Source organism: Polaromonas sp., assembly GCF_041689105.1.
Taxonomy (GTDB): domain Bacteria; phylum Pseudomonadota; class Gammaproteobacteria; order Burkholderiales; family Burkholderiaceae_C; genus Polaromonas.
The window spans coordinates 1-17,337 of sequence record NZ_JBDNGU010000160.1; the positions used below are offsets into that span (position 1 = coordinate 1).

Annotated in this window: 17 protein-coding genes; 8 read left to right on the forward strand and 9 right to left on the reverse strand. The window is 62.9% G+C overall.

Going from position 1 to position 17,337, the window contains the following annotated elements; translation table 11 throughout:
- Positions 1-157: 157 nt before the first annotated feature.
- The 3 genes from ACESMT_RS16725 to ACESMT_RS16735 form a co-directional block, all read right to left on the reverse strand.
- Entirely contained in the window at positions 158-595 is a 438-nt protein-coding gene (locus ACESMT_RS16725) for a CopD family protein (RefSeq protein WP_372827733.1), read from the reverse strand.
- Positions 596-695: 100 nt separating this feature from the next.
- A complete protein-coding gene (locus tag ACESMT_RS16730) occupies positions 696-2,120 on the reverse strand; it encodes an FAD-binding oxidoreductase (protein WP_372827734.1) in 1,425 nt (474 codons plus the stop codon).
- A gap of 124 nt (positions 2,121-2,244) precedes the next feature.
- Positions 2,245-2,598, reverse strand: coding sequence for an EF-hand domain-containing protein (locus ACESMT_RS16735; protein WP_372827735.1), 354 nt, complete (start codon positions 2,596-2,598; stop codon positions 2,245-2,247).
- Positions 2,599-2,746: 148 nt separating this feature from the next.
- Here ACESMT_RS16735 and ACESMT_RS16740 point away from each other — a divergent pair, with 148 nt between their 5' ends.
- Entirely contained in the window at positions 2,747-3,313 is a 567-nt protein-coding gene (locus ACESMT_RS16740) for a cob(I)yrinic acid a,c-diamide adenosyltransferase (RefSeq protein WP_372827736.1), read from the forward strand.
- 171 nt (positions 3,314-3,484) lie between these two features.
- Here the strand turns inward: ACESMT_RS16740 and ACESMT_RS16745 are convergent, their stop codons facing one another.
- Positions 3,485-3,661, reverse strand: a complete 177-nt coding sequence (locus ACESMT_RS16745) for a hypothetical protein (protein WP_372827737.1) — start codon at positions 3,659-3,661, stop codon at positions 3,485-3,487.
- A gap of 168 nt (positions 3,662-3,829) precedes the next feature.
- Here ACESMT_RS16745 and ACESMT_RS16750 point away from each other — a divergent pair, with 168 nt between their 5' ends.
- The gene (locus ACESMT_RS16750; RefSeq protein ID WP_372827738.1) at positions 3,830-4,684 is read left to right on the forward strand and encodes a metallophosphoesterase; all 855 of its coding nucleotides are present in this window, start codon (positions 3,830-3,832) and stop codon (positions 4,682-4,684) included.
- A 63-nt stretch (positions 4,685-4,747) separates the two neighbouring features.
- On the opposite strand, the gene ACESMT_RS16755 is transcribed toward ACESMT_RS16750, so the two are convergent.
- Together ACESMT_RS16755 and ACESMT_RS16760 are read right to left on the reverse strand one after the other, a co-directional pair.
- The gene (locus ACESMT_RS16755; RefSeq protein ID WP_372827739.1) at positions 4,748-6,874 is read right to left on the reverse strand and encodes a PAS domain S-box protein; all 2,127 of its coding nucleotides are present in this window, start codon (positions 6,872-6,874) and stop codon (positions 4,748-4,750) included.
- 319 nt (positions 6,875-7,193) lie between these two features.
- Entirely contained in the window at positions 7,194-7,769 is a 576-nt protein-coding gene (locus tag ACESMT_RS16760; protein ID WP_372827749.1) for a TetR/AcrR family transcriptional regulator, read from the reverse strand.
- Between the two features lie 277 nt (positions 7,770-8,046).
- Between ACESMT_RS16760 and ACESMT_RS16765 the strand changes: the two genes are divergently transcribed.
- Together ACESMT_RS16765 and ACESMT_RS16770 are read left to right on the forward strand one after the other, a co-directional pair.
- On the forward strand, positions 8,047-8,601 hold the full coding sequence (locus tag ACESMT_RS16765; protein WP_372827740.1) for a hypothetical protein: 555 nt from the start codon (positions 8,047-8,049) through the stop codon (positions 8,599-8,601).
- A gap of 239 nt (positions 8,602-8,840) precedes the next feature.
- Positions 8,841-9,143 carry a hypothetical protein gene (locus ACESMT_RS16770; RefSeq protein WP_372827741.1) on the forward strand — a complete coding sequence of 101 codons (303 nt, stop codon included), beginning with the start codon at positions 8,841-8,843 and terminating at the stop codon, positions 9,141-9,143.
- A gap of 78 nt (positions 9,144-9,221) precedes the next feature.
- Here the strand turns inward: ACESMT_RS16770 and ACESMT_RS16775 are convergent, their stop codons facing one another.
- A complete protein-coding gene (locus tag ACESMT_RS16775) occupies positions 9,222-10,070 on the reverse strand; it encodes a M14 family zinc carboxypeptidase (protein ID WP_372827742.1) in 849 nt (282 codons plus the stop codon).
- A 73-nt stretch (positions 10,071-10,143) separates the two neighbouring features.
- Here ACESMT_RS16775 and ACESMT_RS16780 point away from each other — a divergent pair, with 73 nt between their 5' ends.
- Positions 10,144-10,662 (forward strand): flavin reductase family protein, encoded by a 519-nt coding sequence (locus tag ACESMT_RS16780; RefSeq protein ID WP_372827743.1) that lies wholly within the window; start codon positions 10,144-10,146, stop codon positions 10,660-10,662.
- Positions 10,663-10,741: 79 nt separating this feature from the next.
- A complete protein-coding gene (locus ACESMT_RS16785) occupies positions 10,742-11,647 on the forward strand; it encodes a DMT family transporter (RefSeq protein WP_372827744.1) in 906 nt (301 codons plus the stop codon).
- Between the two features lie 48 nt (positions 11,648-11,695).
- Here ACESMT_RS16785 and ACESMT_RS16790 read toward each other — a convergent pair whose 3' ends face one another.
- Together ACESMT_RS16790 and ACESMT_RS16795 are read right to left on the reverse strand one after the other, a co-directional pair.
- Positions 11,696-13,822: an acetoacetate--CoA ligase gene (locus tag ACESMT_RS16790; RefSeq protein WP_372827745.1), complete on the reverse strand. Its 2,127-nt coding sequence runs from the start codon at positions 13,820-13,822 to the stop codon at positions 11,696-11,698.
- Between the two features lie 238 nt (positions 13,823-14,060).
- Entirely contained in the window at positions 14,061-14,525 is a 465-nt protein-coding gene (locus tag ACESMT_RS16795) for a hypothetical protein (RefSeq protein WP_372827746.1), read from the reverse strand.
- 421 nt (positions 14,526-14,946) lie between these two features.
- On the opposite strand from ACESMT_RS16795, the gene ACESMT_RS16800 reads away from it, so the two are divergent.
- Positions 14,947-15,831 (forward strand): alpha/beta fold hydrolase, encoded by an 885-nt coding sequence (locus ACESMT_RS16800; RefSeq protein WP_372827747.1) that lies wholly within the window; start codon positions 14,947-14,949, stop codon positions 15,829-15,831.
- An 83-nt stretch (positions 15,832-15,914) separates the two neighbouring features.
- Positions 15,915-17,201, forward strand: a complete 1,287-nt coding sequence (locus tag ACESMT_RS16805; protein ID WP_372827748.1) for a solute carrier family 23 protein — start codon at positions 15,915-15,917, stop codon at positions 17,199-17,201.
- The last annotated feature ends 136 nt before the right edge of the window (positions 17,202-17,337 follow it).

Sequence of the window (17,337 nt, forward strand, 5' to 3'; positions counted from 1 at the left end):
GAAAGCGAAAATCGGCCCCAGCGAGGACAGTTTTTGCCGGATTTGCAGGCCCATAGCCCAGCTATGGGACAAAAAGACGGTGAAAAATGGACCGCTGCGGTCAATTTGCAGCCGACGATTCCCAAGCCCGACAGGCTCCTAGGGTCGCAAAGCGGTTCTAGACGGCGCCCCAGGGTTTGAAGATCACCAGCAGCGCAATGGCCGTGATGGCCACAATGACCGCTCCAGCGGTCCTGCGCACCCTGGCCGGCTGCTGCGGCGCCGCGCCGGAAACCAGGCGCCGCAGTGTTGCAGACTGGTTGCCATGCAGCCCCGACAGCACAAACACGATGGCCACCTTGAGCCACAGCCAGGGCGCGTTGTACCAGCCGCTCATCAGCGCCAGGGCGATGCCCAGGACCCAGACCAGCCCCAGGGCCGGCGTGGTGACGCGGCGGTCCCAGCGATAAAAAGCGGCCAGCAAACCCTGCTCATACGGGCCACGCGCCGGAGCATCCTTGCCGAGCGCGCCCAGCAGCACCGACAGGGTCAACATGCCGCCCACCCAGGCCAGCACCGCCGCCAGATGAAAAGACTTGAGGAATAGATACAGCATGGCATCCACCGTTGTCAGTTCGCCTGATTTTGACGCCTGACGCCTGACGCCTGTGGGGATGCCTGCTTTCGGCGCCCGCAGGCCAGGCATCCGCGACTGCCTACAGCGTGAAAATCTTGCCCGGATTCATGATGTTGAGCGGGTCCAGCGCGCGCTTGATGGTGCGCATCATGTTGACCGCGCCGTCGCCGGTCTCGGTCACCAGAAAGTCCATCTTGTGCAGGCCGACACCGTGCTCGCCGGTGCAGGTGCCTTCCAGGCTCAGCGCGCGCGTGACGAGTTTGTGGTTCAAACCCTCGGCGATTTCGCGTTCTTGGGGCTTGTCGGGGTCGATCAGGTAGCCGAAGTGAAAGTTGCCGTCGCCCACGTGGCCGACCAGGAAGTAAGGGATGCCGCTGGCATCGGCTTCGCTGACCGAGTCAAGCAGGCAGTCGGCCAGGCGCGAGATCGGCACACAGGTGTCGGTTGAAATCGCACGGCAGCCGGGGCGTGACTGGATGGCTGCAAAGTAAGCGTTGTGCCGCGCGGTCCACAGCCGCGTTCGCTCCTCGGGGGTGCTGGCCCATTCAAAGGCGTTGCCGCCCATGTCCGTCGCGATCTCCTGCACGGTCTCGGCCTGTTCCTTGACGCTGCCGGGAGAGCCGTGAAACTCCATCAGCAGCATCGGCTCTTCGCGCAGGCCGAGTTTGCTGTGCGCGTTGACCATGCGCACGGTGTGGGCGTCGATCAGTTCCACACGTGCAATCGGAACCCCGAGCTGGATGATCTGAATGGTGGTGCGCACCGCCGCTTCAATGCTGGGGAAAGAGCAGATGGCTGCAGATATCGCTTCAGGCAGCGGGTATAGCTTGACGGTCACTTCGGTGATCACGCCCAGCGTGCCTTCGCTGCCGACCATCAGTCGCGTCAAATCGTAGCCAGCGGATGATTTTTTGGCGCGGGTGCCTGTGCGGATGACTTCACCGCTGGCGGTGACCACTTCAAGCGCGAGCACGTTTTCGCGCATGGTGCCGTAACGCACGGCGTTGGTGCCGCTGGCGCGCGTGGCGCTCATGCCGCCAATCGTGGCATCAGCGCCGGGGTCGATCGGGAAAAACAGGCCAGTGCTTTTGACTTCTTCATTGAGCTGCTTGCGCGTGACGCCAGCCTGTACCGTCACCGTCAGGTCTTCGGCATTGATGGACAACACCTTGTTCATGCGGCTGACGTCAATGCTGATGCCACCCTGCACGGCCAGCAGATGGCCTTCGAGCGAGGTGCCAACGCCAAATGGGATGACCGGCACCTGATACTGCGCCGCCAGCTTGATCGCATCGGCGACGTCGGTGGTGCTTTCGGCAAACACCACGGCCGCTGGCGGAGGCGCCGCAAAAGACGACTCGTCGCGCCCATGCTGCTCGCGCACCACCAGGGCGGTTGAGCAGCGCTCGGCAAACCTGGCCTTCAGCGCGTCGATCAAGGCCTGCGGCACGGCGCGCAGATTGAGTTGGGGCAACAGGTGGTCGGGATGGGTGGGGGCGTTCATGGTGTCTCCAGGCTGGAGTACCAGTTTACGACTTGTCGGCTGAATTTTGAAGTGGGGACCACCCAGGGCCCCCACTGGCCCGAATCGGGCCTCTGCCGCTCATTGACCGGGCTACGCCGTCGGGTCAGGACTTGATGGCGGCCTCAAACTCTTCGCGTGACACGAACTGGTCCTTGTTGCTGTCTATCTGGTCAAAGCGCTGCTCGACCGCAGGCAAGCGCGCGGCCTCCTGGCGGCTGAGCTTGCCGTCCTTGTTGGCATCTGCCCGCGTAAAAGCGGCAGCGCTGTCCTGGTCGGCAGGGGCGGCTTTGGGGGCTGCGCCCTGCATTGTGGGAGCGCTCTGTGCAGCGGGCGGTTTGACCGCGCCCGAATCAGTGGCCTGCGCATGGGCAGCCAGCGCCGGACCGACAGTCAGCGCAGTCAGCAGCGCGACGCTGCGCAATTCAAAGTTGGGAATAAAATGAAATTTGGACGTCATGCAGACAGTTCCTTGAAGTTGAAGAAGCTGCCATTGCAACGCAGCCAGCGCCCAGCTGCCAGCACTTTTGCAGTGTGTTGCCTCGTTGACATCATCTGCAGTTTCGACACATTTTCTATCCTCGCGTAAGCCTTCCGGATTTTTACTTATGGCCAACAGACTCACCCAGATCGCCACCCGCACCGGGGACGACGGCAGCACCGGACTGGGCGACAACACCCGCGTCTCCAAAGACAGCCTGCGTGTGCATGCCATGGGCGATGTGGACGAGCTCAACTCGAACATTGGCGTGCTGCTGTGTGAAGAGATGCCGCTTGACGTGCGCGAGCTGCTGGTTGAAGTGCAGCACCAGCTCTTCAACCTGGGTGGCGAGTTGTCGATCCCGGGCTTCGAGCTGCTCAAGCCCGAGGCGGTGGCGCAGCTTGACGATGCGCTGGAAAAGTACAACGCCGCCTTGCCGCGCCTGGCTGAATTCATCTTGCCGGCCGGCTCGCGCGCCGCATCGCTGGCGCATGTCTGCCGCACGGTGGCGCGTCGGGCCGAGCGCGCAGTCGTTGCGCTGGATAACGCCGAGACCCTGAAAGAGTCGCCGCGCCAGTACCTGAACCGTCTGAGCGACCTGCTGTTTGTGCTGACGCGTGTGCTCAACCGGATGGACGGCGGCGACGATGTGTACTGGAAAAGTGAACGCATGGCGCGGGCGGCCGCGCAGTAGTCTTGCGGCGGCCGTTCAAAAATCAATGGCCCAATGCATGGGTCCAAGGACCTGCCAGCCGCAAATCTAATGATGAAATCAGGCTCCAGCCCTTTCGGGACAAGCGCTATCAGCTATGAATTTAATAGCTAACCAAGGGGCTTGGGCTTTCAGGCCCCAAACCCTGACGGGTCAGCGAACGACGCTGAGGTAGGCAAAAGCAGCGCGGCGCAGCTCCCGCGCCTGGCGCGGGTTGCGGCCGGCGCGGTCGCCGGCGCTCTCCATCAGCTGGCGGGCCACGCCGCTGGCTGGCGCGGTTGGGTGCTTGGCGGAGAAAAACGAACGAAGGCGTGAGACAAGGCGGTTCATGAGGGTTGTCACCAGCGGCTGGTGGTGAAAAGTTGCGATGATTCAAGAGTGAGGGTTTTCCCTAGGATTGCAAGTCGGCGGCGGCCTGTTTTACATGCCCAACACGCATAGTTGTTGCTGCTGTCGGCATAGGGGGCGTGCCGCGTGACATCCCTCACAATCGGGGGAGTGAACATCCAGCTTCTGTCCGACCTGCATCTTGAGTCCAACCCGCATTTTCGGGCGCAGCCCGTGCCCGGCGCCGATTTGCTGGTGCTGGCCGGTGACATTGGCTCTTACCAGCCGGGCTCGCTGCTGGCGGGGGGGATGGACGACGGGGATTTCGGCCTGTCACGTTTTTCGCCCTTGCCGGTCGCGCAAGGCGGCGCCGGCTGGCCCACCCCGGTCTTTTTTATTCCTGGCAACCACGAGTACGACGGGCTGGACTTCGACGCGACCCACACGCGGCTGCGTCAGACCTGCGAAAGGCTGGGCATGGTCTGGCTGGAGCAGCAAACCGTGCTGCAGCAAGGCGTGCGGTTTCTCGGCAGCACGTTGTGGAGCGACTTCGACGCGCTCAGTGCCGACGAAACCCGCAGCGGCGGCATGACCCTGGGCGAGCAGCTCAAAGCCCGCGAAAAAGCTTTTCGAGCCGCCAATTTTTATCTCCGCAAGAACCACGCCTTTCAGGGGGGTCAGCCCATGCTGGCCGATGCCGTGCGCGAACGTGGGCTGACCAGCCAGGCCTGGTTGCGGCAGGCACTGGCGCAGCCCTTCAACGGTCCGACGGTGGTGGTCACTCACTTTGCGCCCAGCCTGCTCAGCGCGGACCCGCGTTATGGCCTGGCGCCCGGCACCGCAGGTTTTTGCAATGCGCTGGATGAGCTGCTGGGTCAGGCGCAGCTGTGGCTGCACGGCCACTTGCATTGCCCGAGCGACTATGTGAAAAACGGCTGCCGTGTGGTGGCCAACCCGCTGGGCTACGCCCGCAAGGGCGAGCAGGACGGCTTCAAGCCCGACGCCTTGATCAAAATAGAGTCCTGACCCTTATCCTGCGGGCGTTAACAGCTATCGAATTAGTAGCAACCGAGCAGGCAACTGTTCGCCTCACGGCCGGTCGTTGCCCAGCGTGAAGAAAAACCCCGACCCTTCACCCAGGGCCGACTCTGCCCAGATCCGCCCGCCGTGGCGCGCCACAATGCGTTGGCAGTTGGCCAGACCGACACCCGCACCGGGAAAATCCTGCGCGGTGTGTAAGCGCTGAAAGCTGCGAAACAGCTTGTCGGCATGGGCCATGTCGAAGCCTTCGCCGTTGTCCCTGACCACATAGACGGGTTCGGCGCCAGAGGTCCCGGCTTCCTCGGATAGCATGCCAAAACCGATCTCGGTTTGGCTTCGCCGAGACGTGAACTTCCAGGCGTTGCCGAGCAGCTCTTCCAGTACCAGCCTGATCAGCATCGCGTCGGCCTGGGCGCGCAGCCCCGGCTCAATGTGAATGCGGCACACCCGGTCCGGGTCTTGTTGCTGGAGCTTGTCCATCACGCTGAAGGCCAGTGTGCTGAGATCGACTTCCTGCAGGCGCAGCTCGACGCGCGACAGGTTGGCCAGCGCGAGCAGGGCGTCGGTCAGCTCGCCAGCCTGCCTGACGCCGTCCTTGATACGGTTGACGTAGTGCCGCGCGCGTTCGTCCTCCACCGATCGCTCGAGCAGCCCGATGAAGCCGCCAATCGCAATAAAAGGCTGGCGCAGGTCATGCGCGACCGAGTGGGCAAACTCCTGCAGGTCGCGGTTGGAGGCCTCCAGCTGGGCCGTGCGTTCTCCGACCCGCTGCTCCAGCTCGGCATTCAGGCGTGTGCTGTGCGCTTCGGCGCGCTTGCGCTCAGTGATGTCGCGCAGCACGATGTTCGAACAAGACCGGTTATCCAGGTCCAGAAAAATCGACGAGGAAAGTTCGCACTCGAACACGCTGCCGTCACTGCGAACCATGCGCAACTCGCCATAAACCTGACCCTCGCGTTCGCGCTCTGCAAGCAGTGCCGGCAAGCGCGGATCGGAAGTGTCCACCAGCCCGCCCCGTCCACGTTCCCGCATTTCCTGCACACTCATGCCAAACAAGGCGCAGGCGGCAGGGTTGGCATTGAGCACCCGGCCATCGGGGCGGGTCTGCAAAATGCTTTCGAGGCTGGTATCAACCATCTGGCGAAAGTTCTCCTCGCTCTTGCGCAGCGCCAGCTCAGCGGTCTGCCGCTCCGTGATGTCGCGGATGCTGCCGATGAACTGGCGACGCCCCTCCAGGGAGACCTCCGCAATTCCCAGATCCATCGGGAAAAGGCTGCCGTCGCTGCGCCGTCCCGCCACCTCGCGCCCTATGCCGATGATCTGCGCCTGCCCGGTACGAAGATAACGCGACAGGTAGCCACCGTGCTCGCTGTGGTAAGGCTCGGGCATCAGCATGGACACATTCTTGCCGATCACCTCTTCCCTGCGGTAGCCGAATATGCGCTCTGCCGCCGGATTGAACAGTTCAATCATGCCGCTAGCGGAGATGGTCACGATGCCTTCATGCACGTTGTCCAGCACCGCCCGTACGCGACTTTCGCTGTCGTGCAAACTGGCACTCATCTCGCGAGCTTGCGCTTCCGAGCCCACCAACCGGAGCACCAGCGGGGCAAGCAGCCAGCGCAGCAACAGCAGCGCGATGATCAGCCCACCCAGCAGCAGCGGAATGAGGTAGCGCAACTGTGTCCACGCGGGCGCATGCAATTCGGCGCTGTCCATTTTCAGCACCATCCCCAGCCCGAGATCGCCCACCGGCGCGTAGGCAGCCTCGACCTCCTGGTTGCGGTAGTCCTGCGTGTTGATGAAGCCGGTCTTACCGGCCAGGGCATGCGCCATCGGCAGCAGATCGCCCCTGGATGAGCGTTGGGACAGCGTCGTGTTGACGAGCGGATTGAGCGTCGTCGGAAAACACTGAATTTTGAGGCCGAAGGGCGCGCACAGTGCCCTCTCTCCGGTTTCGCCCAGACGGGTGGCATCCTTGATGGCGCCCGTCGTAGCAGGCGGTGACTTCTCCGTCATGACCTTGCCAACCACCTGCCCTGCCTGGTTCAGCTCTATCTCGGCATGGCGCTGCATGACCATGAAGACGGTGACGCCCACCAGCAGGGTAACAACCGTCAGAATCATTCCCGAGACCAGCACAATCCGCTGTCGATAAATTTTTGTATGGGGCATGTTTGCCGGGGTCGTATCGGTGCTCGACCTGACCTTTCCTCGGGACGTTCAACCACATACAGGAGCGCGGGTCGCCGATCACACGCAGCAGCCCGACGCTGCCCCGTTCGCTTGCCCCGGGGCTGTCGCCGCGAAAAAGTTACTCAATGGAATAGAGGCGCCCCGCCCTGTAAAGGTCAGGGCCTGTCGGCACGGGCCCTGACTGGTAGGGCGAAACGCCAACCCAAATTATGAAATCAAGGCGCCATGCCAGTACCCTCACCCCGGCCCTCTCCCACAAGTGGGCGAGGGTGAGAAGCGCCGCTTCGCGAATTTCCCGTTAACGCGTGTTCAGTCCCTCAAAACAGGTCTGTAACACCAGCGTGATGACTTCTTCATCGCTGTGCAGGCCGCCGGCCTTGAGGAACTCCAGCACCGGGTCGCAGGCGCGCGCGTACAGCGTGTACAGCACCAGCACCGGCGGCAAGCGGGTGTTGAGCGATCCATCGGCCTGGGCTTTTTCTATCCAGCCGCCGAGCTGGTCGCTGACCTGCATCAGTCCGTCCAGGTAGGCCTTGTTGTTGACCAGCGTGGTGCGCAAGGTCGAGTTGTGGTGCGGCAGCGAAGGCATTTCGCCCGCCAGCTGCAGGGTCAGCATCCAGCGCACCATCGCCTTGAGCTGGTCCAGCGGCCGGCCGTCAGGAGGCAGGCTGGCCAGAAAAGCCTGCGCGCGCGTGACCACCCGCACCATGGCGGCGGCGGCCAGGTCTTCCTTGCTTGGAAAGTGTTTGTAAAGGCTGGCCTTGGCAATACCGACTTCGGCAGCCACTTGGTCCACCGTCATCAGGTCAAAGCCTTTTTCCGACAGCAGGCGGTTGACCGCCTGCACGATGGCGTCCTCGCGGACAGCCAGCATCTGGGCCTTGAAGGACACTTTGGCGGGGGTCAGCAGTGCGGCCGGCGACGGGGCCGCGGGTGCAGCAGGAGAGGCGAGTACACGTGTGATCATGCGTCCAATTTTAGCCGCAAGCGTCTCGAAATAAAATCCCCGATCAAAGTTAAACTGTAAAGTCATAACAAAACCCAACAGTAACAAACGATTTGTTCCAAATCAATGCGGTCGCCTTGGAGGCCTTCCATGTATCTTGCTTGTTCAATGGCTTCTGCGCCGCTTGTGGCCTGGAGGACGAATCATGAAAACCACCTGGACCCCCCTGTTCGCCTGGCTGCTGGCGGCTTTGGCCGCCTTGGCGCTGGCATCGGCCGCGCCCAACGAGGCCGGCGTGATGGGCCAGCTGCCCACCATCATGGCGCGCACCCTGGACCGCCAGGCTGTCAGGGTGCCCGACGGCCTGCCCGGTGAGCGGACGCTGGCGCTGATCGCCTTTCGCGGCACGCAGCAGGCCCACATCGAGGGCTGGGTCCAGGGCTTGGACCTCAAGGATGACCCGTCGATCAGCTGGCTGCGCATGCCGGTGCTCAATGACCCCGGCAGCGTGGCCGGACGCAGCGACATCGAAAACAAGCTGCGGCGCAAGTACCCCGACAATGCCGTGCGCGCCCGCATGGTGCCGGTTTTCACCAACCGGGAGCATTTTGTGCGCTCCGCCGGCCTGAATGGGACGGACCAGGTGTATGCCGTGGGGGTCAACCGCCAGGGGGAGGTGCTGGCCAGGGCCGAGGGCATGTTTGACGCGGGCAAGGCGCAGAACCTGCGCGAAACCCTGCAGCAACGCGGCGGCTTCTGACGCGCTGGCGGGAGAGCCGGTAGCGGGCCTGCAACTCGCCCAGCGTAAAGTAACATGCGGCGCCCTGGCCTGAGACTGCATTTTTTACAGTCTGGTTTGCGCCGGTTCGCTCAGCGTTTGACCCTGCGCATGAGCTGTTCAGCCTGCCTCCTACAGCTCGCCCATGCATGACCTGACATTGTCGACGTTGCGCTCAGCCCAAAATAATACTTTCGCGTTTTGGATTGCAAGGAAGAAACATGACGAGCTCCAGTACCACCGGCAGCAAACAGGCCCACAGCGAACCCGGCAGCAGCGAAGGCATGCCAGCCAAAACCCCGGCGCCAGGTCGCGCTCGGCCCGGGCAGGCCGAAACACCGCGCGACGCCTCGGATGAAGCCAACCTGGCCCTGCCGCATGAACGCGACCAATCCACCGACATGACGGACGCGGTGCCCGATCCGCAGATCAAGCAAGCCCACACCGACCTGGGGCGCGGCCTGCAGGACACCGGCAGAACGCCTGCCGTGGATGCCACGTACGACAAGCTCAAAAAACGCTGAGGGCTTTTGCTCCTGTTTTTATAGCTGGTCGCGCCCATCGCATAAGGGCTGGGGGTCTGTTTGGCCAATAACTTTGGCTCAGGGCAGACGCGGCGAGCGAGCCGTCTCGCCCGGACCCATCCGCTCGCTCATCCAGCGCAGCAGGTCCAGCCACATCTGACGCATCTCCGCGTCCAGCGGCGTGCGTGTTGAATTGGGCAGCTCAATGGTGACCACCGGCACACCTTTGTGCACGCCGCCATAGTTGCCCAGGGAGCCGGGGAAAATCCCGACCTGGTCCAGGTACAGACGGCCCAGCTTGGACGGCGGCACCGACGGGCCATCAAAGTCCAGCACGCCATATGGCGCATGGATGCTGACGATCAGGTTGGGTTTGAAGCGCTGCATCTCGCCATGCAGAAAAGCGGACTCGGGCTCTGACAGCGGTTTGGGGCCCGGCCAGCGGCGCGGGTCTTTGCGCGTGCGCTTTTCCCAGTAGATCTTGGCATCGCGCTCCCAGTGGGGTGTCGGGAAGTTGCGGTTCAGGTCCACCCCGTTGGCATTGACGCGGCGGGGCGGCGTGGCGAGCAGGCCATCGGGATTGAGGGCGGGTACAAACCGCCAGTGGATCGCCTGGGACCAGGGCGCCGGCGTCTGCGCGGCCAGCTGTATCCAGTGCAGCGCCACTGACGCAGAAGACAGCTCATCGCCATGGATGGCGCCGATCACGAGCACGCGCAAGCGCGCGTCCTCAGGCTGGATGTCGCGCACCCACAGCGGCTGGCCCTTGACCGAACGGGCGGCGCTGGCTTCGAGCTGCGCCGCCTCGCACAGGCTGCGCTTGACGTTGGGCAGCTTGCGTACAAACTCATCGCAGGGCGCTGCTGCGTGGGCCGCCGCCGAAACCAGCAGGAACGTCAGGACAGCAGCGAAGCAGGAAATACGCATGGTTTGTTTTAGGCGTCGCGCCCTGCCCTGCGTGTGCCGGACGGGTGGACCGCGCATCAGTTAAATTAGTCGTATGTCATCTTACGTTCGCCCAAGCCAGGCTGGCCGCCCCAATTTTTCAAAGCAGGAGTTTCGCGCTTCGCTGGCCATGTTTGCCACAGGGGTGACGATTGTCACGGCGCGCGCCGAAAGCGGCGAGCTGATCGGGCTGACCGCCAACTCCTTCAATTCAGTCTCGCTGGAGCCGCCGCTGGTGCTGTGGAGCCTGTCGCGGGTGGCCGGCTCCATGCCCGCCCTGAGCGCCGGCTCGCACTACGCCATCAACATCCTTGCGGCCGACCAGAAAGAGCTGGCCGAGCGGTTTTCCACCCGGCGCGAAGGCCGCTGGGACGGTGTTGCGTGGACCGCGGGTATCAGCGGCTCACCCCTGCTGGCAGGGGCGGCAGCGACGTTTGAATGTTTTAACCGCAGTCGTTATGAAGAAGGCGACCATGTGATTTTTGTCGGCGAGGTCGAGTGCTGCGCCCACCGCGCCGGCGCTGCGCCGCTGCTGTTTCACGGCGGCCGGTTTTACACCGAGCATCCGCTGTAAATGGCGACCATCTTGCGACCGTTGTCCTGGCTCCCATGAAGTCAGATCGCTCCGCCTCTCCTGACTTTAGACATTCCCTATGACGCCACGCCGAACCCACCTTGACACTTTGGCCATTTCCCTGCTGCTGGCTTGCTGCCTGTTCTGGGGTTTCCAGCAGGTGCTGGTCAAGGCCACGCTGGCCGAGTTGCCGCCGGTGTTTCAGGCTTCCATCCGTTTTGCCGGCGCCACGCTGCTGCTGTTTCTGTGGTGCGCCTGGCGCGGCATCAAACTGTTGGGTGCTGACGGTACCCTGCGTGCCGGCTTGCTGGCCGGCAGCCTGTTTGCTATCGAGTTCGCGTGTCTTTATGTGGGTTTGCAGTACACCAGCGCCTCCAGGTTGACCGTGTTTCTTTACACCTCGCCCTTCTGGGTGGCGGCGCTGTTGCCGCTGTGGGTGAGCTCGGAAAAACTGCGCCCCATGCAATGGGCCGGACTGGCCTGCGCGTTTGCTGCGGTGGCCTTTGCCCTGCGCGAAGGTTTTGGCGCCAGCGGCGCATCGACCTGGCTCGGCGATGTGCTGGCGTTGGTGGCCGGCATGTTCTGGGGGCTGACCACGGTGGTGATACGGTCGTCCTCGCTGACCCGGGTATCCGCTGAGAAGCTGCTGTTCTACCAGGTGGCGGTGAGTGCGGCGGTGCTGCCCTTTTTGTCGCTGGCGCTGGGCGAACAGTGGGTCTGGCACTTCAGCCCGTTCGCCATCACCTCGCTGCTGTTGCAGACGGTGGTGGGCGCCTTTGCCAGCTACCTCGCCTGGATGTGGATGCTGGGCCACTACCCGGCCACAAAAATTTCAGTGTTTGTGTTTTTGACACCGCTTTTTGCGCTGCTGTTTGGCGCCTTGTGGCTCAAAGAAGCGGTCACGCCCAGCCTGCTGGCCGCGCTGGCGCTGGTGGCTGTGGGCATTGTGCTGGTCAACCGCAGGGCGCCCCCGCCGCCCAGGTAGTGCATCTGGCCCGTGATGGGATGGCGGAAAGCAAGGGGCTGGTGCCGCTCAGGTCGCCGAAGTGCGTGATTGCGCAAACGCGACATACCAGTCGAGGCAGTCCGGATTGGCCATCGCATCCTTGTTGACCACCTTTTCCAGCGGCTGGCCCAGCAGCAGCTTTTTGATCGGCAGCTCCTGCTTTTTGCCCGAGAGGGTGCGTGGGATTTCTGGCACCTGAAAAATATCATTGGGTACAAAACGCGGCGACAGCGCGGTCTTGATGGCGGTGTTTAACCTGTCTCTGATGGCGGCGTCCAGCACCAGACCGTCGCGCAGCACCACAAACAGCGGCATATAGCTGTCTCGCCCCAGGTATTCCAGGTCCACCACCATGGCGTCGAGCACTTCGGGCAAAGCCTCGACCGCGCTGTAAAGCTCGCTGGTGCCCATGCGCAGACCGTGGCGGTTGATGGTGGCGTCGGAGCGGCCGTAGATGATGCAGCTGCCCGACGGGGTGACCTTGAGCCAGTCGCCGTGGCGCCAGACGTTCGGGTACATGTCGAAGTAGCTGGACAGGTAGCGTTTGTTGCCCTCGTCGCCCCAGAAGTACAAGGGCATGGACGGAATCGGCTGGGTGCAGACCAGCTCGCCGACCTCGTTGACGACGGGCTGGCCGGCCTCGTTCCACGCCTCCACGGCACAGCCGAGCAGGCGGCATTGCATCTCACCGGGAACTTGCGGGAGCTCGCGGTTGCCGCCTATGAATGCGCCGGCAAAATCGGTGCCGCCGGAGATGTTGCACCACCAGATCGACTCCCCCACGCTTGTCGCTTCGCGTACTTCACTGCCCCCTGAGGGGGCTAATTTCCCTGGGGGCGGCCCGTCGGGAAATTGGTCGCCCAATCTCGCCGCTTCATGAGAAGCGGTTTGGCGCAATCTCTGGAATTGGTCTGTGCCCCAGTTCTGTGCCTCGGCCGACAGGGGCGAACCCGTGGTCCCCAGCGCCCGGACTTTTGTCAGATCGCCGCAGTCGGCCAGGTCAATGCCCGCCTTCATGCAGTTGGCAAAAAAGGCTGCGCCTGCGCCAAAAAAGGTCACCCCCATCTTTGCCGCGAAGCGCCACAGGGTTGTCCAGTCGGGCTTGTCCTTGCTGCCCCCCGGGTTGCCGTCGTAAATGCAGCAGGTGGTGCCGTTGAGCAGGCCGCTGATCTGGGCATTCCACATCACCCAGCCGGTCGAGCTGTACCAGTGGTAATGCTCGCCCCAGCTGTTGGGCTGGTAGCTGCAGCCGATGTCGTTGTGCAACGTTTTCAGCGCCAGCGCAACAATGACGGTACCGCCATGCCCATGAACAATCGGCTTGGGCAGCCCGGTCGTGCCACTGGAATAGACAATCCACAGGGGATGGTCGAAAGGCAGCCACAACGGTTCGAAGGCCGCCACTTCAGCATCGTTTCGGGCTGTAGCCCTCTCAAAACGGGCGCTTTCAGCTATCGAAACAGTAGCACTGAGATGGCTGTGAATGATCACGTGCTGCAGCGAGGGCAGCGCGGCGTGCATGTCTGCCACCACGGCGCTGCGGTCCAGAACCCGTCCGCCATAGGTCACGCCATCACAGGCAATCAGCACCTTGGGTTCGATTTGCCGGAAACGGTCCAGCACGGCATTTGTGCCCATGTCCGGCGCGCAGATGCTCCACACGCCGCCTATGCTGGCCACGGCCAGAAAGGCCACCGCGGCCTCGGGGATGTTGGGCAGGTAGGCGGCCACGCGGTCTCCCGGTGCCACGCCGTGCGCCTGGAGGTGCAGGGCCAGTGAAGCCACCTGGCGGCGCAGTTCGGGCCAGCTCAGTGCGTCGGGTTGCCGGCCATCGGCAAGGCTTTTTTCGTCGTGGCTCATCAGGGCCGGAAAGCCGGCAGCATGCGCCTTGTCCACATGCCGGAATACCTGGTGCACGTAATTGAACTGCGCACCCGGAAACCACGTCGCGCCCGGCATCTGATGGTTGGCCAGTACGGCGCTGTGCCGCGTTGGCGACTGCAGGTCGAAGTAGTCCCAGACGCTTTGCCAGAAGGCGTCCAGGTCAGTGATCGACCAGCGCCACAGCGCGTCATAGCTGTCGAACGACTGGCCGCGCGTCTCGCGAAGCCAGTTTTGATACAGGCGAATTTGGGGAGTGTGGGGAGCGCGCATGGGAAGAAAGCTTAGCAGCACGCGTGGGGTTGCCGCTCACCGCCCTCGTCCCCGAAAAAAAGCAAAGGCCGGAGATCGCCTGGCCTGGGCAGGTCGAACTACCACGGTCAAGATGATGCTGAGAGTGAATGAACGCGAAACGACCGCCCGGGCAGGCGGCCGTTTTGGGGACAGCGCGCGAGGCGTATGACGCCGGACTGTGCCAGCGACCTGGCCCGTCCGCGCAGTGCGGTCAACCTTATTTTGGTGTGCCGCGCATCATGGCTTCGACGTCCGTCATGGGAACCATGCCGTTTTTGGCGGGCTTCATGCTTTTCCACATGGCGGTTTGATAACGGTTCCATTCCCTGGAGGAAACCATGCCGTCGCCATTGGTGTCCATCTTGTTCATGGCCGTCGCGCCAATCTTGGCATTGGCTTTCATCTCGGCCTTGGCAGCTGGTTTGCCGCCCGAGGCCGCCGCATCGATTTTGGCATCGACTGGCGCACCGCCCATGCCTGCCGCCGGGTTGGGTGCAGACAACGTGGAGCCGTTGGCTTTTTTGGTATCAACTTTCATTTCAGCCTTGGCAGCGGGAGCGCCGCCTGAGGCTGTCGGGTTGATCTGTGCGGGAGGCGCACCGGCTGTGCCAGCAGGCGCTTGTGCGAAGGCCGCGGTACAGGCCAGGGCGGCAAGGGTCAGCGTCAATGATTGCTTTTTCATGGTATTTCCAAAAAATATGAGAGCGACTTGCTCACTGTTATCTTCGCCCGCGTGAGGGTTGGCGGCTGTAGGATGAATACGGAGCCACCCGTAAGCCCCTGTCGGCTCCGGGTGACATGGCCAGAGCGGCAAAATGGAAGGCCGCGATGGTGGTCGCGGCGCTGGACTTAGCGTGGACTGATGAAAAGTTACCAGACCTGATCCTGGGGAGACTGCCGTGATAAGGCCCCGCGAGGGTTTTTTGTTGGTTCATATTTCGCACAATCGTGCGAAGAACGGAAATGCCATGTTGTTGCCATTTTTCGCCTTGACTCTGTTTGTCCTCGTGCGCGCCGTACAGGCCGCTGCCGAATCGCTGCGAGGCCTGCCTCGCAGCAATGAAGACTGGGTCTGGTACTGATCAAGCAAAAAGGAGGTCACCATGACACGCAGTTCTGTGCAAGCCACCGCCGCTTTCTACAATACCAGCCCTGTTACCCGGCTGTTTCGCTGGGGCCTGAGCGCTTCGCAGCGCCTGTGGCCCGCGCTGGCAGTACGCGCCGCCTACCGGCTGTTCGACACCCCGCTGCCTCCGCGCTGGCTGAATCGACGCCGCGCATGGCCCCGCGACTGGGCCATCAGCAGTTGGCCATTTGAAAATGCCAGCATCACGCTGTACACAAGGCCGGTTGCGCCGCATGGGCCGGTGGTGCTGCTGCTGCACGGCTGGGGAGGGCACGCCGGTCAGATGCTGGCGCTGGCCGACAGCCTGCAGGCGCAGGGCTTGCATGCGGTGATTCTGGAGATGCCGGCGCATGGCCGCAGTGCGGGTCCAACCAGCAGTCTGCCGCAGTTTGCGCGCGCGATCGACTACGCCGCAGCGCGCCTGCAGCAAGAAGGCTACCGGCTGCAGGCGTTGGTCGCCCACTCGCTGGGCGCGAATGCTGCAGGTTTTGCGGCCAGCCGTGGCCTGTCGGTGGACAAGCTGGTGCTGCTGGCGCCGCCGGCCTCCCCCCACGAATACACGCGGCTGTTTGCGCAGGTGTTCGGGCTCAGCGAGGCCACGCGCGCCGCCATGCAAAAACGCTTCGAGGCGCGCGAGGGCGTCCTGATGCCGCAGTTCGAACCGCAGGCCGTCGGCCCACGCATAAGCCAGCCCACGCTGGTGGTGCATGACAGGCACGACAGTATCAGCCGCTTTGCGGATGGCGTGGCGTACAGCCAGGCTATCGCCGGTGCGCGATTGCTGGCCACACAGGATCCCGGGCACAGGCGCATCCTGAAAGACGCCGAGGTGCTCAAGGCAGTGGCGTCCTTTCTGTCCTGAGGCGCCGTCGCCGCTGTTTTCCTCTTGTGCCCGGGCGGTCTTGCCCCTAGCATGTCGGCACCTACAACACGAGGAGTCATGGGATGGGCATGTTCAGCTGGACAGAAAAAAACAGCGCGGTGCTGCAGCAAGGCGGGGTGATTGCGCCAGATGAGCGCCTGCCCTGGCCGCAAACCGCAGTGATGGGCGTGCAGCATGTGATAGCGATGTTTGGCGCGACGGTGCTGGCGCCCATCCTGATGGGCTTTGATCCGAACATGGCGATCTTGATGAGCGGCATCGGCACGCTGATCTTTTTTGCCGTCACCGGCGGCAAGGTGCCCAGTTACCTGGGATCCAGTTTCGCCTTCATCGGCGTCGTCATTGCCGCCACGGCGTATGCTGGCAAAGGCCCGAACGCAAACATCGGGGTCGCACTGGGCGGCATCATTGCCTGCGGTGTGTTGTACACACTCATAGGTGTCATCGTGCAGGTCGTGGGCACCGGCTGGATCGAACGGTTCATGCCGCCGGTGGTCACCGGTGCTGTGGTCGCGGTGATTGGCCTGAACCTGGCCGGCATTCCCATCAAGAACATGGCCGCCAGCAACTTTGACGCCTGGATGCAGGTGGTGACCTTCGTCAGCGTGGCGCTGGTCGCGGTGATGACGCGCGGCATGGTGCAACGCCTGCTGATCCTCGTTGGCCTGATCGTCGCAACACTCATTTACGCCGTGCTGACCAATGGCCTGGGGCTCGGCAAACCGGTGGATCTTTCGGTGATCGCCAGTGCGGCGTGGTTGGGCATGCCAGGTTTTGCCGCACCGGTGTTCAGTGCCAGCGCCATGCTGCTGATCGCGCCGGTAGCCATCATTCTGGTGGCCGAAAACCTCGGCCACATCAAGGCCGTGACGGCCATGACCGGAAAAAACCTGGACTCCTACATGGGCCGCGCCTTCATCGGCGACGGGGTGGCGACCATGGTCTCGGGCGCGGCCGGCGGTACGGGCGTGACCACCTATGCCGAAAATATCGGCGTGATGGCGGCGACACGCATCTATTCGACAGCGGTGTTTCTGGTGGCGGCGCTGATTGCCATCGTGCTCGGCTTCAGCCCGAAGTTCGGCGCGCTGATCCAGGCAATTCCGTTGCCGGTGATGGGCGGCGTCAGCATCGTGGTGTTCGGGCTGATCGCGGTGGCCGGTGCCAAAATCTGGGTGGACAACAAGGTGGACTTTTCGGACAACCGCAACCTGCTGGTTGCGGCGATCACGCTGGTGCTGGGCACCGGAGACTTCACGCTGAAGTTCGGCCAGTTTGCACTGGGCGGCATAGGCACGGCCACCTTCGGTGCCATCTTGCTGTACGCGTTGCTGGGCCGCAAGCGCTAGGAGCCTGTCGGACTTGGGAATCGTCGGCTGCAAATCGACCGCAGCGGTCCATTTTTCACCGTCTTTTTGTCCCATAGCTGGGCTATGGGTCTGCAAATCCGGCAAAAACTGTCCTCGCTGGGCCCGATTTTCGCTC